Origin of the sequence: Bacteroides sp. AM32-11AC (assembly GCF_003603515.1) — a bacterium.
GTDB lineage: Bacteria > Bacteroidota > Bacteroidia > Bacteroidales > Bacteroidaceae > Bacteroides > Bacteroides uniformis.
In genome coordinates, this window is sequence record NZ_QTNH01000019.1 from 13,883 (window position 1) to 28,187 (window position 14,305).

16 protein-coding genes are annotated in these 14,305 nt (G+C 50.2%); 10 read left to right on the plus strand and 6 right to left on the minus strand.

Features of this window, described 5'->3' with window-relative positions; genetic code table 11:
• Positions 1-100: 100 nt before the first annotated feature.
• A complete protein-coding gene (locus tag DW800_RS17680; protein WP_005823655.1) occupies positions 101-991 on the plus strand; it encodes a YitT family protein in 891 nt (296 codons plus the stop codon).
• On the opposite strand, the gene DW800_RS17685 is transcribed toward DW800_RS17680, so the two are convergent.
• From DW800_RS17685 to truA, 4 genes are all read right to left on the minus strand, one after another.
• The gene (locus DW800_RS17685) at positions 978-1,637 is read right to left on the minus strand and encodes a DUF3256 family protein (protein WP_119958241.1); all 660 of its coding nucleotides are present in this window, start codon (positions 1,635-1,637) and stop codon (positions 978-980) included. The two genes, DW800_RS17680 and DW800_RS17685, sit on opposite strands and share 14 nt — an antisense overlap.
• Positions 1,634-2,104, minus strand: a complete 471-nt coding sequence (locus DW800_RS17690) for a GAF domain-containing protein (RefSeq protein ID WP_119958242.1) — start codon at positions 2,102-2,104, stop codon at positions 1,634-1,636. The genes DW800_RS17685 and DW800_RS17690 overlap by 4 nt, the downstream gene beginning before the upstream one ends.
• 11 nt (positions 2,105-2,115) lie before the next feature.
• The gene (locus tag DW800_RS17695) at positions 2,116-3,015 is read right to left on the minus strand and encodes a DMT family transporter (protein WP_119958243.1); all 900 of its coding nucleotides are present in this window, start codon (positions 3,013-3,015) and stop codon (positions 2,116-2,118) included.
• Positions 3,016-3,084: 69 nt separating this feature from the next.
• On the minus strand, positions 3,085-3,837 hold the full coding sequence (gene truA / locus DW800_RS17700; RefSeq protein ID WP_034523355.1) for a tRNA pseudouridine(38-40) synthase TruA: 753 nt from the start codon (positions 3,835-3,837) through the stop codon (positions 3,085-3,087).
• Between the two features lie 120 nt (positions 3,838-3,957).
• Here truA and DW800_RS17705 point away from each other — a divergent pair, with 120 nt between their 5' ends.
• On the plus strand, positions 3,958-4,641 hold the full coding sequence (locus DW800_RS17705; RefSeq protein WP_119958244.1) for a DUF5715 family protein: 684 nt from the start codon (positions 3,958-3,960) through the stop codon (positions 4,639-4,641).
• A 17-nt stretch (positions 4,642-4,658) separates the two neighbouring features.
• On the opposite strand, the gene DW800_RS17710 is transcribed toward DW800_RS17705, so the two are convergent.
• On the minus strand, positions 4,659-5,222 hold the full coding sequence (locus DW800_RS17710) for a YdeI/OmpD-associated family protein (protein WP_005823665.1): 564 nt from the start codon (positions 5,220-5,222) through the stop codon (positions 4,659-4,661).
• Between the two features lie 29 nt (positions 5,223-5,251).
• The gene (locus DW800_RS17715) at positions 5,252-6,763 is read right to left on the minus strand and encodes an NAD(P)H-hydrate dehydratase (RefSeq protein WP_119958245.1); all 1,512 of its coding nucleotides are present in this window, start codon (positions 6,761-6,763) and stop codon (positions 5,252-5,254) included.
• Between the two features lie 389 nt (positions 6,764-7,152).
• Between DW800_RS17715 and DW800_RS17720 the strand changes: the two genes are divergently transcribed.
• Genes DW800_RS17720 through DW800_RS17755 form a run of 8 tightly spaced genes read left to right on the plus strand, consistent with a single transcriptional unit; the run spans position 7,153 to position 14,300 of the window.
• Positions 7,153-8,691: a peptide MFS transporter gene (locus tag DW800_RS17720; RefSeq protein WP_035449991.1), complete on the plus strand. Its 1,539-nt coding sequence runs from the start codon at positions 7,153-7,155 to the stop codon at positions 8,689-8,691.
• A gap of 41 nt (positions 8,692-8,732) precedes the next feature.
• The gene (hpt, locus tag DW800_RS17725; protein ID WP_005823670.1) at positions 8,733-9,269 is read left to right on the plus strand and encodes a hypoxanthine phosphoribosyltransferase; all 537 of its coding nucleotides are present in this window, start codon (positions 8,733-8,735) and stop codon (positions 9,267-9,269) included.
• A 42-nt stretch (positions 9,270-9,311) separates the two neighbouring features.
• Positions 9,312-9,884, plus strand: coding sequence for an adenylate kinase (locus tag DW800_RS17730; protein ID WP_005823672.1), 573 nt, complete (start codon positions 9,312-9,314; stop codon positions 9,882-9,884).
• Between the two features lie 14 nt (positions 9,885-9,898).
• Positions 9,899-11,080: a GTPase ObgE gene (gene obgE, locus DW800_RS17735; RefSeq protein ID WP_005823673.1), complete on the plus strand. Its 1,182-nt coding sequence runs from the start codon at positions 9,899-9,901 to the stop codon at positions 11,078-11,080.
• On the plus strand, positions 11,077-11,904 hold the full coding sequence (pgeF, locus tag DW800_RS17740) for a peptidoglycan editing factor PgeF (protein ID WP_009037100.1): 828 nt from the start codon (positions 11,077-11,079) through the stop codon (positions 11,902-11,904). The genes obgE and pgeF overlap by 4 nt, the downstream gene beginning before the upstream one ends.
• On the plus strand, positions 11,904-12,569 hold the full coding sequence (locus DW800_RS17745) for a B3/4 domain-containing protein (RefSeq protein WP_118274350.1): 666 nt from the start codon (positions 11,904-11,906) through the stop codon (positions 12,567-12,569). Before pgeF ends, DW800_RS17745 begins: the two co-directional genes overlap by 1 nt.
• Positions 12,570-13,289 (plus strand): M23 family metallopeptidase, encoded by a 720-nt coding sequence (locus DW800_RS17750; protein ID WP_005823679.1) that lies wholly within the window; start codon positions 12,570-12,572, stop codon positions 13,287-13,289.
• Positions 13,290-13,298: 9 nt separating this feature from the next.
• The gene (locus tag DW800_RS17755; protein WP_005823681.1) at positions 13,299-14,300 is read left to right on the plus strand and encodes a PhoH family protein; all 1,002 of its coding nucleotides are present in this window, start codon (positions 13,299-13,301) and stop codon (positions 14,298-14,300) included.
• Positions 14,301-14,305: the final 5 nt, after the last annotated feature.

Here is a 14,305-nt window from a genome sequence, read left to right on the forward strand (position 1 = left end):
ATAGTAACATCAAAATATAAATATCAATCTTATACTCAAACAAACAAATGATATCTTTTGTATCTTTGTCCCCGCATTTTCACAACCACATAAAATTATAATGAAAACAATAGTAAATGTTCCCTCCCGACAGAACACCATGCGCGAACTGCGGGATTATCTGATGATTGCCCTGGGTATGGTCTTATATGGTATCGGCTGGACAGTCTTCCTGCTTCCCAACGATATTACTACCGGTGGCGTACCGGGCATTGCATCCATCGTATATTTTGCCACTGGATTTCCCGTCCAATATACGTACTTCGCCATCAATTTTCTGCTTCTATTGCTTGCCCTACGTGTGTTGGGATGGAAGTTCAGCGTAAAGACAATCTTTGCCGTATTCACCCTGACCTTTTTCCTTTCCATTATCCAGAAACTGACCGAGGGTGTTGTCCTCCTGCACGACCAGCCTTTCATGGCTTGTGTCATCGGTGCCTCCTTCTGCGGTAGCGGCATCGGCATCGCCTTTTCCAACAACGGCAGTACTGGCGGCACGGACATCATTGCCGCCGTAATCAACAAGTACCGCGACATCACGCTGGGCAGAGTCATGTTGATATGTGACCTTATCATCATCTCGTCCAGTTACTTTGTTCTAAAAGATTGGGAAAAGGTGGTGTATGGCTACGTTACTCTATACATATGCAGCTTCGTGCTCGACCAAGTGGTGAACAGTGCCCGCCAGTCCGTACAATTCTTTATTATCAGCGATAAATATGAGGAGATAGCCAAGCACATCCAGGTATATCCTCACAGAGGTGCAACGGTCATCAACGCCTCGGGCTTCTATACGGGAAAAGAGATAAAAATGCTGTTCGTGCTGGCCAAGAAGCGGGAGTCCACCATCATTTTCCGGCTCATAAAAGACATAGACCCCAATGCCTTTGTATCACAAAGTGCAGTCATCGGAGTCTATGGAGAGGGATTCGACAGAATCAAAGTGAAGTAGAGGATTTCTCGAACTTCCCTTGATTCCAAGTATAAACAATAGGACGGCGGACAAACGGTTTCAGTTTCTCCGCCGCTTCTTTACCCATGTAATCGGTCGTGGTAAAAGTGAATGCCAACGTGACATCCTTCGCAGAAAGGTCCGCTTTCATCAGCAGCATGTCGGCCTGGCGACGGGCATCCTGATACTCATAGACATCCACCGTATCCGCGGCCTCAGCGATAAAATCATCCAGAACGGGCAATGCCGGCAGGTAGGACGAAGCAACCAGCTCCTTCCAGTCTGTCGTATAGAACTTGACATGGCTGTCGCAAGCCGGAGCACAAACCGTAGATACCACACAAACCACTTTCGTGCTGTCGTTGACAGGCAAGAGCTTCATCTGCCACGAGCTCTGGGGAGTCATCTTCACATGTATATAATCCGGGGCAAGTTCCGTCATTTCCGATTTACCACCAAAGCTGTTGGTCACCTCAGCTTTCATCTTACTTTCCAGAAAGTCTATAAAATCCGCACGGTTCACGGCACTAAGCAACGGACATATAGAATCCGGCATATTCTTAAAACACGTCTTGGCTTCCTGGGCCTGCAAATACCCCCATCCGATGAAAGCCAAAATCAAAAAAGCACTCAGTTTTCTTATCATAACATTTTAATCATTTCTTCAAGGAAACGGGCATCTGTTTCATCAAAACCGCCCAAATCGTCACTGTCAATATCCAATACTCCCCACACTTCACCGTCCTCAAGCTTCAGCGGAACCACGATCTCCGAACGCGACAGCGAGCTGCAGGCTATATGTCCGGGAAATGCATCCACATCGGGCACAACCAACGTCTCGTCTTTATCCCATGCCGTGCCGCAAACACCACGGCCTTTCCTGATGCGCGTACAAGCTATCGGTCCCTGGAAAGGTCCTAACACCAATTCTTCACCCTTCACCAAATAGAAGCCTACCCAAAAGAAATGGAAAGTCTCTTTCAGCGCCGCCGAAACATTCGCCAGATTGGCTATCAAGTCATCTTCACCTGCCAGCAGATTTTTCAGTTGAGGAAGCAAAGCGCGATATTTCTCTGTCTTGCTACCAGCATTTATATATAGGTCTTCTGCCATATATCTCTTGTTTATTTACTCCCCAAATATAGGAAGAACATTCCAATCAACACCAAAATGAGGTCGACAGCCTTGCTTTTTAAATTCTTTTCACGGAAGAAAAGCGCACCGAAAAGGAAGGAAACAACAACGCTTCCACGACGCACCATCGAAACGATGGAAATCATGGAGTCCTCATAGCTCAGGGCATAAAAATAGACAAAGTCTGCCGCACAAAGGAAAATGGAGATACAGATAATGGTCCAGTCCCAACGAAACGGGGTACTTTCTTCTCGCTTGGGGTACCACAACAGCAAGATAATGGGGCACATGATAAAGACTTGGTAGACATTATACCACGACTGCACCAGCATCGGATTGAGCTGCTTCATCAGATATTTGTCATACAGCCCACTGACAGCTCCAGCAACGGCAGCCAGCACGATGAAAAGAATCCATTTGTTATGCTTGAAGTCGATTCCCTCCTTCTTGCCCGAACGGCTCAGCATGAAAAAGGATACTATGGCAAGCATCACGCCAATCCATTGATAAAGGTTCAAGCGTTCGCCAAACACAAGCATGGCACCTACAAGCACCATCACGGGGCGCGTCGCATTAATCGGTCCCACGATGGTCAGCGGCAGATGCTTCATCCCGAAATAACCGAATATCCAGGAAGAGAGCACGATAAACGACTTGACAACAATAAACTTATGCACCTCCCACCCCACCACGGGAACATCAAACATCGTACCTCCCAACACCGACGGCGCAAAGGCAGATACCAGAATGAAAGGAAGAAATATCAGGCTCGAGAACAGCGTGTTCAGGAAAAGTACCGGCAGTACGGCATTGTCACGAAGCGACTTCTTCTTGAAGACATCGTAAAATCCCAATAAGGCAGCAGAGAGGAAAGCAAGCAATAACCACATAGAGTTAATTAAAAATTAAGAATTAAAAATTAAAAGGAGGGGGGTACGTTTTTGTAGTGCATCCCTCTTTTATTCTAAAAAAGTAGTTTCCGGATAGGCTACATCCACTAGAAACAATGCATTTCCGGGAACGGAGGTTCCTGCCTGACAACGGTCCTTCTGTTCGATGACGCGTCGGAAACCCTCAACAGAAAGTTTTCCGCGACCCACTTCGAGCAAAGTACCGACAATGGCGCGTACCATGTTCCGCAGGAACCGGTCGGCCTGGATGGTGAACACCCAGGTCACATCGTCTACCCGGGTCCAGGCGGCATGCATAATCTTGCAATTATTGGTTTTGACATCCGTATGAAGTTTGCTGAAGCTGGTAAAGTCCGTATAGTCAAACAAGGTTTGGGCAGCCTCATTCATCCGTTCAAAGTCCGGTGTTTGGAACAGACGGCAACGGTATTGACGATTGAAAGGCATCTTGGCAGTAGTGACGTAATACTTATACATCCGCGCCGTAGCATCAAAGCGGGCATGTGCATCGGGCTTCACGGCCCGCAAGCGGTATACGGAAATATCGGGAGGAAGCAGACGATTCAGCTTATCCGTCATAAAAACAGTGTCCAGAGGAGAATCACTGTCAAAGTGAGCTACCATCAGTGAGGCATGCACCCCGGCATCGGTACGCCCCGCTCCCACGACTTCCACCTCGCGACGCAGCAAGGTACTCAGCGCCTTCATCAAACACTCCTGCACACTCGCTCCATTCGGCTGGATTTGCCAGCCGTGATAAGCGGTGCCATCATAAGCCAGGTATATAAAATATCGTTGCACGGTCTTTTTTGTGTGCAAAGATAGTGCAAACTTAAGAAGGTTTGAATTATCTTTGCAAGGTTTTCACCACAGATTACACAGATTAACGCAGATTTTTCACAGACATAGTACATTTATAAGATGAGATATTCTTCCAGAATCCTACCTATACTGATAATTGTCGCAGCCGCCACTACATTCACCTTTGCCGGCTGCAAGAAGAAAGACATGTCGCTCAAGTTGAACGAACCGCGCAACATTCGGGGCGTTGTCAGCTACAAGCGCTCGTTCGGAGACTTGAATGAGAAACATCTCAATGTAGCCCAAGCCATCGGCATACGTGTACTTTCATCCCGCGAGGAAGCAGAAAAGATGAGAGAGCAACTGCAACCTATCACGACAAACGAGCTCTATGCCGTGGATTCACTGACGCATTCCATCCCTTATCTCATTCCGGGCGCCGCCAGCCTGCTGGACACCATCGGACACAACTTCCTTGATTCACTGACCGCCAAGGGGCTGAATCCAAACAAGATAATTGTGACTTCCGTACTCCGCACCCAAGACGACGTAAAACGCCTGCGCCGCCGTAACGGCAATGCTTCTCCAAACTCGGCACATTTTTACGGAACGACATTCGATGTCAGTTGGAAGCGCTTTCAGAAAATAGAAGACGAGGATGGACGTCCTTTGCAGGATGTCAGCGCAGATACCTTAAAACTGGTTCTTTCGGAAGTGCTCCGTGACCTGCGGAAAGCCGATAAATGCTACATCAAGTACGAGTTGAAGCAAGGATGCTTCCACATTACGACAAGAGAGAAATAAGCGGAAAAGAATTAGCGTTAATAGTATTTTTCAATCCCGCCAAACCCTATTATTATTTTGTTCTCTTTCGTTTTACAGATAAAGTTATTTAATCGCCTTTCAAATTCTTCCGGTCGTTTCCTCGCCGCTTCAATGTATGCGATTCGGATACGTTTATAGGGGTCAGAGAAACTCTGATAATTCTTCCATATTCTTTCATCCTCTTTCAATCTGTCGATTATATCATTTGGAAAAACAAAAGGAACCGACAAGACAGTTCGTATTTTATCCTCAAATTCAAGATGTATCATTTTATGCTCCAGCAACCATTTCAACCTTTCTTTGTTGGCTTGCGAATAGGTACTTTTAGGATTCCTGGGCGTGAAACGCTGAATTTTATGTTCTTTGTCAAGTGACTTTATCGTGCTGTCAATCCACCCGAAACAAAGGGCCTCTTCAACAGCGTCATTATATACAATACTTTTCTCGCTTGAAGATTTAGTAGGAAACACAAACCAGACTCCATCGGCAGTATCGAAATTGTCAGCCAGCCACTTCCGCCAATCTTTTCTGTTTTCAAAATATCTTATTTCTGTTGACATGACAAGCCATCCAAATTACACTTCTCTCCTTATTCTTCCAGCATCTTCCACGCTAGCGGCAGGCAGGCAACTATATCCCCCACCGTCATCCCCACTGCCCCCTGCTTCTTGCAGGCAACATCTCCCGCCAGTCCGTGCACATACGTGGCCAGGCAGGCAGCCTTCTCCGGCTCATAGCCTTGGGCAAGCAAGGCAAGCACCACTCCGGTCAGCACATCACCGCTGCCTCCCGTTGCCATACCCGGATTGCCGGTAGGGTTGAAAAAACATTTCCCGGCAGGAGTGACAATGGCAGAATAAGCGCCTTTCAAGATGATATGCACTCCGGCGCTCTTCGCCAGCTCGCGAGCCTTCATCAGGCGTTCGTACGAATTCTGGCATTTGCCTACAAGACGCTCCAGTTCCTTGGGGTGCGGAGTCAGAATACTCCCTTTGGGCAGACGCCCTATATAGTTACGCTTCTCGCCCAGCAAGTTCAGGGCATCAGCATCCACCACCATCGGAGTCTGGCATATCTCTATCTGCTCCAGCAGAGCCGCCTCGGTCTCTGCCGCCTTTCCCAGTCCCGGACCTATCGCCACGGCCTGGTAATCGTCCGTATCAGTAGCGGCGGCAAAGCAGGTGTCGCTGATATCCAGCTCCGTCATGGCTTCGGGCACGGAAGTCTGCACAATGAAGTTGTTGCAGAACGGCACATGCACCGTCAGCAGCCCCACCCCCGAACGCAGACAAGCACGCGCAGCCAGCACCGAAGCTCCCGCCATTCCCTGCGAACCGGCTATCAGCAGTGCACGGCCGAAGTTCCCCTTATGGGCAAACCGGCTGCGCGGCTTCAGCAGGGCAGACACGTCTTCATGCTCCAGCAAGCGGAAGTCCGTTTCCATGTCATGGATGGCATCCTCGCTGAGCCCGATGTCCAGCAACTGCCATTCGCCCACATACGGCTCGTTCTCGGCAAAAAGAAATGCCAGTTTCGGCAATTGCAGGCTCAGCGTCAGATGGGCACGGACGATATTCGTATGTACGTTGTAGGTATTGTCCTCACCCATCAGTCCCGATGGGATATCGATGGACACCACCGTGGCGGGCGAAGCGTTGATGTACTTCACTACGGCTGCAAAACCGCCGCTCAGAGCCTTGTTCAAACCGCTGCCGAAGAGACCGTCTATCACCACATGGTCTGCCGTCAGCACGGGAGGTACAAACTGGGTGGTCACTTCGTGGAAGTCCACACCCGGCACGTCGGCCAGCCGCTCCTTGTTCGTCTCGCAGTCCGGCGAAAGCGTCCCTTTCGTATTGAAGAGATACACCTCGAGCCGGTAGCCCTTCCCGGCCAGCAGTCGCGCCAGGGCAAGCGCATCGCCACCGTTGTTCCCCGGTCCGGCAAAAACGGTGAGCGGCGTGTCCGGCTCCCAACGCTCGGCAATGGCACGGGCCAATGCGCGTGAGGCACGTTCCATCAGGTCGATGGAGGCAATCGGTTCATTCTTTATGGTATCTGCATCCAGTTGCTTGATGCTTGTAGTAGGAAATATCTTCATAATAGGATTATCTTAAAATCGTAGAGCAAAGATAGGGCTTTGATTTCAACTGTACAAAGAGAAGACGTTTTTTATCAAGTTGCTTTGCCCCCCGGGAAAAAATATCTGCTCCGTAAGGAAAAGTTGTCTTCAATGCAAAGGATTCTTAGAACAAAGCCTTTATTCTTAGAAACAAAAGCTCTATTTCTATAAACAAAAGCTTTATTTACAGAAACAGAAATTCTGTTTTAAGTTTGCGTAGGCTTACGGACAAGTTTGCACAAGCTTGTCGGCAAGTTCCCGCAGGCTTGTCGGCAAGTTTCTAATTATACCCATTAACTTACGCAAAATAATGACTAATTTTGTACCCTCAACATATAATAAAAGCCAAAACAATAAAAGCATATTCAATGAGTACATCCCGACACCCGAAAGGTCTTTACCTTATCTTCGCCACCAGCACGGCAGAGCGTTTCAGCTACTACGGCATGCGTGCCATCTTCATTCTGTTCCTCACCCAGGCACTCCTTTTCGACAAGGAGCACGCCGCCTCCATCTACGGCAGCTACACCGGACTGGTGTACCTGACGCCCTTAATCGGAGGCTACATCGCCGACAAATACTGGGGCATCCGCCGTTCCGTCTTCTGGGGGGCCATGATGATGGCAGTCGGCCAGTTCCTGATGTTTGCCAGCGCCTCGATGCTGGAGGCGCGTGAGCTTTCGCATTGGCTGATGTACGGCGGACTGACTTTCCTTATATTGGGCAACGGCTGCTTCAAGCCCACCGTCTCCTCCCTGGTGGGGCAGCTCTACGAGCCGGGCGACAAACGGCTGGATTCCGCCTACACTATCTTCTATATGGGTGTCAACGTGGGTTCCTTCCTCGCCCCGCTGGTCTGCGGCTATTTTGGCGAGACGGGCAACCCTCACGACTTCCGATGGGGCTTCCTCATTGCCGCCATCGTCACCGTGCTGACGGTCGTCCTCTTCGAAACCCAGAAGAACAAGTACCTCATCGGCCCCGACGGCAAGCCCCTCGGCATCATCCCCGACGCCCGCAAGGAACGGCCCCAGGCAGACAACACCGCCCGGAAGAGTGCCCATGCCAACGGACGGACCATGCGCAACTACCTGCTGCTCGCCCTGCTCGCCATCGCGCTTGCCGGTTTCTTCTACTGGTGCTTCGGGGACGATTGGATAAGCATCGGCATCTTCACCGCCTGCATCGTGTTTCCCGTCAGCATCCTGCTGGAAGGCTCGCTCACCAAGACGGAGCGCGACCGCATCTTCGTCATCTACATCATCGCCTTCTTCGTCATTTTCTTCTGGGCGGCCTACGAGCAGGCAGGCGCCTCGCTCACGCTTTTCGCCTCCGAGCAGACCGACCGCGTCATCCTGGGGTGGGAAATGCCCGCCTCCTGGATTCAGTCCTTCAACCCCTTCTTTGTGGTGATACTTGCCGCCATCATGCCGGGCGTATGGGGCGCCCTGGGCAAGCGGGGCATGGAGCCCGCCTCGCCCACCAAGCAAGCCATCGGCCTGCTACTGCTTTCACTGGGCTATCTCGTCATCTGCCTTGGGGTGAAAGATGTTCAGCCGGGCATCAAGGTGAGTCTCATTTGGCTGACGGGGCTCTACTTCATCCATACCATGGGCGAAATCTGCCTCTCGCCCATCGGACTCTCCATGGTGAACAAGCTCACGCCCATCCGCTTCGCCTCGCTGATGATGGGGATATGGTACCTCTCCACCGCCACTGCCAATAAGTTTGCAGGCACGCTGAGCGGGCTCTACCCCGAAGCCGGAAAGGTAAAGACGCTACTGGGCTATCGCATTGAGACGATGTACGATTTCTTCATGGTGTTCGTCGTCATGTCTGCCACGGCATCGCTTATCCTCTTCCTGCTTTCAAAGAAATTACAGAAGATGATGCATGGAGTGGAATAAAAATCGTATTTTTGCGGCAACTTTCTAAAAACATCCCATCTATGGATACCATACAAATAAAAGACAAGATGTTCACAGTCTCCATCAAGGAGCAGGACATACTGAAAGAAGTAACCCGTGTAGCGAACGAAATCAACCGCGACCTGGCAGGAAAGAATCCTCTATTCCTCAGCGTACTGAACGGTTCGTTCATGTTTACCGCCGATTTGCTGAAACGAATCACGATTCCCTGCGAAATTTCGTTTGTCAAATTGGCATCTTATCAAGGAGTATCCTCTACCGGGGTAATTAAGGAAGTAATAGGCATCAATGAAGACCTCACAGACCGTACAGTGGTCATTGTAGAGGACATAGTAGATACGGGACTCACCATGCAACGCTTACTGGACACCCTCGGCACTCGCGGTCCCAGGGAGATTCATATTGCCTCCCTACTGGTGAAACCTGATAAGCTGAAAGTTGATTTAAACATAGAATATGTGGCCATGAATATTCCGAACGACTTCATCGTGGGCTACGGGTTGGATTATGACGGCTTCGGGCGCAACTATCCCGACATTTATACTGTAGTAGACTGATACAGACATAATATAGTAAATCATTAAATAATAACTAAGCAAATGTTGAACATTGTAATTTTTGGTGCTCCCGGTTCAGGTAAGGGAACACAAAGTGAAAAGATTGTAGAAAAGTATGGCATCAACCACATCTCTACCGGAGACGTGCTCCGTGCTGAAATGAAAAACGGTACAGAACTGGGCAAGACTGCTAAAGGTTATATCGACCAGGGCCAGTTGATCCCCGATGAGTTGATGATTGATATTCTGGCAAGCGTATTCGACAGCTTCAAGGATAGCAAAGGCGTGATTTTCGACGGCTTCCCCAGAACAATCGCCCAGGCTGAAGCATTAAAGAAGATGCTCGCCGAACGCGGACAGGAAGTCAGCGTGATGCTCGACCTCGACGTGCCCGAAGAAGAACTGATGAAGCGCCTCATCAAGCGCGGACAAGAATCAGGACGTGCAGACGACAATGAAGAGACAATCAAGAAGCGTCTGGTGGTTTACCACTCACAGACAGCTCCGCTGATTGACTGGTACAAGCAGGACGGCAAATACCAACACATCCAGGGCTTCGGCGTATTGGAAGAAATCTTTGCCGATGTTTGCAAGGCTATTGACGCAGTGAAATAACAATAAAACAGAATATGGCTGAATCGAATTTTGTTGACTACGTAAAAATATATTGCCGCTCCGGAAAGGGCGGACGAGGTTCTACGCATATGCGGCGTGAGAAATACATACCCAACGGAGGCCCCGACGGAGGTGACGGAGGACGAGGAGGCCATGTCATCCTGCGGGGTAACCGCAACTACTGGACGCTACTCCATCTGAAGTACGATCGCCACATCCTGGCAGGTCACGGAGAATCCGGTTCCAAAAACCGCAGTTTCGGAAAAGACGGAGCGGACAAGGTGATTGAAGTGCCCTGCGGCACGGTGGTGTACAACGCCGAAACGGGTGAATATATCTGCGACGTCACCGAGCACGAACAAGAAGTCATCTTGCTGAAAGGCGGACGCGGAGGTCTGGGTAACTGGCACTTCAAAACCGCCACACGCCAGGCTCCCCGCTTTGCACAACCGGGCGAACCGATGCAGGAGTTGACGGTAATCATGGAACTGAAGCTGCTGGCAGACGTCGGTCTGGTAGGTTTCCCCAATGCAGGAAAATCCACTTTACTGGCATCCGTTTCTGCGGCGAAGCCCAAAATCGCCAATTATCCGTTTACAACGCTGGAACCCAATCTGGGCATCGTGTCCTATCGCGACAGCAAATCGTTTGTGATGGCGGACATTCCCGGCATCATCGAAGGAGCCAGTGCCGGCAAAGGCTTAGGATTGCGTTTCCTGCGCCACATCGAGCGCAACTCATTGTTGCTGTTCATGGTGCCTGCCGACAGTGACGACATCCGTAAGGAATACGAAATCCTGTTGAACGAGCTTCGCACTTTCAACCCCGAAATGCTGGACAAACAGAGAGTGCTTGCCGTCACCAAATGCGACATGCTCGACCAGGAACTGATGGACGAGATAGAGCCGACACTGCCCGAAGGGATTCCGCATATATTCATCTCTGCTGTCTCCGGCATGGGCATCTCTACGCTGAAAGACATCCTTTGGGAAGAGCTGAACAAGGAAAGTAATAAGATAGAAGGCAAAGTGGACAGCATTGCCCATCGCGCCAAAGACCTCAGCCACCTGCAGGAAGAATTGAAAGAAGAGGGTGAGGACGAGGACCTCAGCTATGAATACGTCAACGACGACGAGGACATAGAGGACCTCGAGGACTTTGAATACGAAGAAGATTGGGAGGAAGATAAAAAATGATTCCTCTTACAGAAGATAGGAAAATGTTGGGATATGAGCTGCTTGCCTCATATCCCGGCATTTCTTGTTTTGTAACCACCCGCCACGGTGGATGCAGCCAAGGTAACTATGCCTCCCTCAACTGTACACCTTACACGGGAGACGAAGCCGAAGCTGTACGCCGCAACCAGGAAATAGTATGTTCTTCCCTGCCCCAACGCCCCCAAGAACTGGTCATCCCGTTTCAGACCCACGGGACAAAGGCACTTGTCATTGACGGAACTTATCTGCATGCAACAGCAGAAGAACGCCACTCCATGTTGCAGGGCATTGATGCACTGATAACCCGTGAACCGGGCTGCTGCATCTGCATCTCTACGGCAGACTGCATTCCCATCCTGCTCTACGACCGGAAGAATGCCGTGATAGCCGCTGTTCATGCCGGATGGCGCGGCACTGTGAATTACATCCTCGGCCACACACTCGACAAGATGCGTGCCCGCTATGGCACAGAGGGCAAAGAAGTGATAGCCTGCATCGGCCCCGGCATCTCCCTTTCCGCCTTCGAGGTAGGCGACGAAGTCTATGAAGCATTCCGCAAGAACGGTTTCCAGATGGATTACATCTCCGAATGGAAACCCGCCACCCACAAATACCATATCGACCTATGGGCTGCCAACCGACTGCAACTACTGGACTTCGGAGTACCTTCCGCACAAGTGGAGACAGCCAATATATGTACTTTTACCCAATATGAAGAGTTTTTCTCGGCACGCCGGATGGGTATCAAATCCGGAAGGATATTGTCGGGAATCATGTTAACCCATTCAAACGGATTGCATTAATGTATCATATCACACTTTCTAAAGAAATCAAGCAGAATTGCCCCGAATTCCGCGGTGCAGCCGTATTTGCCGAAGTGACAAATACCCCATATTGCGAAGGGTTGTGGCAAGAAATCGCAACTTTCACCCAAGAGCTAAGAGCCCGTGAAACCACGGACAGCATCAAGTACCAACCCGTCATTGCCGCCACCCGCGAAGCCTACAAACGTTGCGGCAAGGACCCCAGCCGCTACCGTCCCTCGGCCGAAGCACTGAGACGGCGACTGCTGCGCGGATTGGAACTCTATCAGATAGATACGTTGGTAGACCTTATCAACCTTGTCTCCCTACGTACGGGCCACTCTATCGGCGGATTTGATGCCGACGAGATACAAGGGACCGACCTTGAGCTGGGCATAGGACGTGCCGAGGAATTGTTCGAGGGTATAGGCCGCGGCATGCTGAACATAGAAGGGCTGCCCGTCTACCGCGACCGTATAGGCGGTATCGGTACCCCGACCAGCGACCACGAACGCACCAAGATGAAACTTGAAACCCGCCATATCCTTGCCATTGTCAACGGCTACAACGGGCAGGAAGGTCTGAAAGAAGCAACCGAAATGATATTGGAACTGTTGGAGAAATATGCTTCCTCTACCAGTGGGACTATACAATATTTTGAATAAATGAGAATCCGTATTCTTGTCCCTCTCCTGCTCATAGCCCTTGGTGCCACGGCACAAGGGAAGAAAACGGTCTTTTCCACCATGGAAACCAACCATATCCGCGTTGCCACTCCGGGACTGTTTTCGCAAAGAGAACTGATAGAGCTACCTTTGGAGGACATTCCGGACACGGAATACTCCTTTCCCCTGCCTGGAGGAAAAGTCATCTCCCCTTACGGACGGGGGCGGGGACGCCACAGTGGCATAGACATCAAGACCTACGCCAAAGACACCATACGGAGTGCCTTCAACGGCGTAGTACGGATGTCCAAGCCTTATAGCGCCTACGGCAATGTCGTCGTCGTACGCCATGACTTCGGACTGGAAACGATATACAGCCACAACTTCAAAAACCTTGTACATTGTGGCGACACAGTCAAAGCCGGACAGCCCATCGCACTGACCGGACGCACCGGACGCGCCTCTACTGAGCATCTGCACTTCGAGACACGCGTCAACGGGCAGCACTTCGACCCCAATATTATCTTCAACATGAAGGAACAGACGCTGAACCGACAACGTATCGGATGCTCAAAAAAAGGAAACGGCATCGTCGTGCAACAATTACCGACAATCTACCCGAAGCCACTGCAAAAAAAATACCCAATGGAACTGTTTAAGTATCCAAACGTTTCACTACATTTGCAGAACGTTTCACTAAAAGAACGAATTGAACTTTAAAACATATCAATGATAGAAAAACTGATTGTTCTTGAAGATATTGACCCGGTAATATTTTATGGCGTAAACAACGCCAACATGCAGCTGATAAAGGCCTTGTATCCCAAGCTTCGCATCGTTGCCCGCGGCAATGTCATCAAAGTATTGGGTGATGAGGAGGAAATGTGTGCATTCGAGGAGAACATTACCAAGCTGGAGAAATACTGTGCCGAATACAACTCTTTGAAAGAAGAGGTCATTATAGACATCATCAAAGGCAATGCCCCGCAAGCGGAAAAATCGGGCAATGTCATTGTATTCAGCGTAACCGGAAAGCCGATTATCCCGCGCAGCGAGAACCAGCTGAAGCTGGTAGAGGCATTTGCCAAGAATGACATGCTGTTTGCCATCGGTCCCGCCGGTTCAGGAAAGACCTATACAGCCATCGCGCTTGCCGTGCGGGCACTAAAGAATAAGGAGATAAAGAAAATCATCCTCAGCCGCCCTGCCGTAGAAGCCGGAGAAAAGCTCGGTTTCCTGCCCGGCGACATGAAGGACAAGATAGACCCGTATCTGCAACCACTCTATGACGCCCTGCAGGACATGATACCTGCCGCCAAGCTGAAAGAGTATATGGAGCTGAACATCATCCAGATTGCCCCCCTCGCCTTTATGCGCGGACGCACACTGAACGATGCCGTCGTCATTCTGGATGAAGCGCAGAACACGACCACCCAGCAAATCAAGATGTTCCTCACCCGCATGGGAATGAACACCAAGATGATTGTCACGGGAGACATGACGCAGATTGACTTGCCTTCTTCCCAGACTTCCGGTCTGGTGCAGGCACTGAAGATTCTGAAAGGCGTAAAAGGCATCAGTTTCGTGGAGCTGAACAAGAAAGACATCGTACGCCATAAGTTGGTAACTCAGATTGTGGAGGCCTACGAGAAGTTCGACAAGGAAGCGAAAGCGGAACGTGAACGACGCAAAGCCGAACAAGCCGATAGTAAGATTGAACAGAAACAGTAAATTCT

Excerpts from the sequence above, each read along its gene's own strand:
- DW800_RS17680 (WP_005823655.1), top strand. The coding sequence starts at position 101 with ATGAAAACAATAGTAAATGTTCCCTCCCGACAGAACACCATGCGCGAA.
- DW800_RS17685 (WP_119958241.1), bottom strand. The coding sequence starts at position 1,637 with ATGATAAGAAAACTGAGTGCTTTTTTGATTTTGGCTTTCATCGGATGG.
- DW800_RS17690 (WP_119958242.1), bottom strand. The coding sequence starts at position 2,104 with ATGGCAGAAGACCTATATATAAATGCTGGTAGCAAGACAGAGAAATAT.
- DW800_RS17695 (WP_119958243.1), bottom strand. The coding sequence starts at position 3,015 with ATGTGGTTATTGCTTGCTTTCCTCTCTGCTGCCTTATTGGGATTTTAC.
- DW800_RS17705 (WP_119958244.1), top strand. The coding sequence starts at position 3,958 with ATGAGATATTCTTCCAGAATCCTACCTATACTGATAATTGTCGCAGCC.
- DW800_RS17710 (WP_005823665.1), bottom strand. The coding sequence starts at position 5,222 with ATGTCAACAGAAATAAGATATTTTGAAAACAGAAAAGATTGGCGGAAG.
- DW800_RS17715 (WP_119958245.1), bottom strand. The coding sequence starts at position 6,763 with ATGAAGATATTTCCTACTACAAGCATCAAGCAACTGGATGCAGATACC.
- DW800_RS17720 (WP_035449991.1), top strand. The coding sequence starts at position 7,153 with ATGAGTACATCCCGACACCCGAAAGGTCTTTACCTTATCTTCGCCACC.
- hpt (WP_005823670.1), top strand. The coding sequence starts at position 8,733 with ATGGATACCATACAAATAAAAGACAAGATGTTCACAGTCTCCATCAAG.
- DW800_RS17730 (WP_005823672.1), top strand. The coding sequence starts at position 9,312 with ATGTTGAACATTGTAATTTTTGGTGCTCCCGGTTCAGGTAAGGGAACA.
- obgE (WP_005823673.1), top strand. The coding sequence starts at position 9,899 with ATGGCTGAATCGAATTTTGTTGACTACGTAAAAATATATTGCCGCTCC.
- pgeF (WP_009037100.1), top strand. The coding sequence starts at position 11,077 with ATGATTCCTCTTACAGAAGATAGGAAAATGTTGGGATATGAGCTGCTT.
- DW800_RS17745 (WP_118274350.1), top strand. The coding sequence starts at position 11,904 with ATGTATCATATCACACTTTCTAAAGAAATCAAGCAGAATTGCCCCGAA.
- DW800_RS17750 (WP_005823679.1), top strand. The coding sequence starts at position 12,570 with ATGAGAATCCGTATTCTTGTCCCTCTCCTGCTCATAGCCCTTGGTGCC.
- DW800_RS17755 (WP_005823681.1), top strand. The coding sequence starts at position 13,299 with ATGATAGAAAAACTGATTGTTCTTGAAGATATTGACCCGGTAATATTT.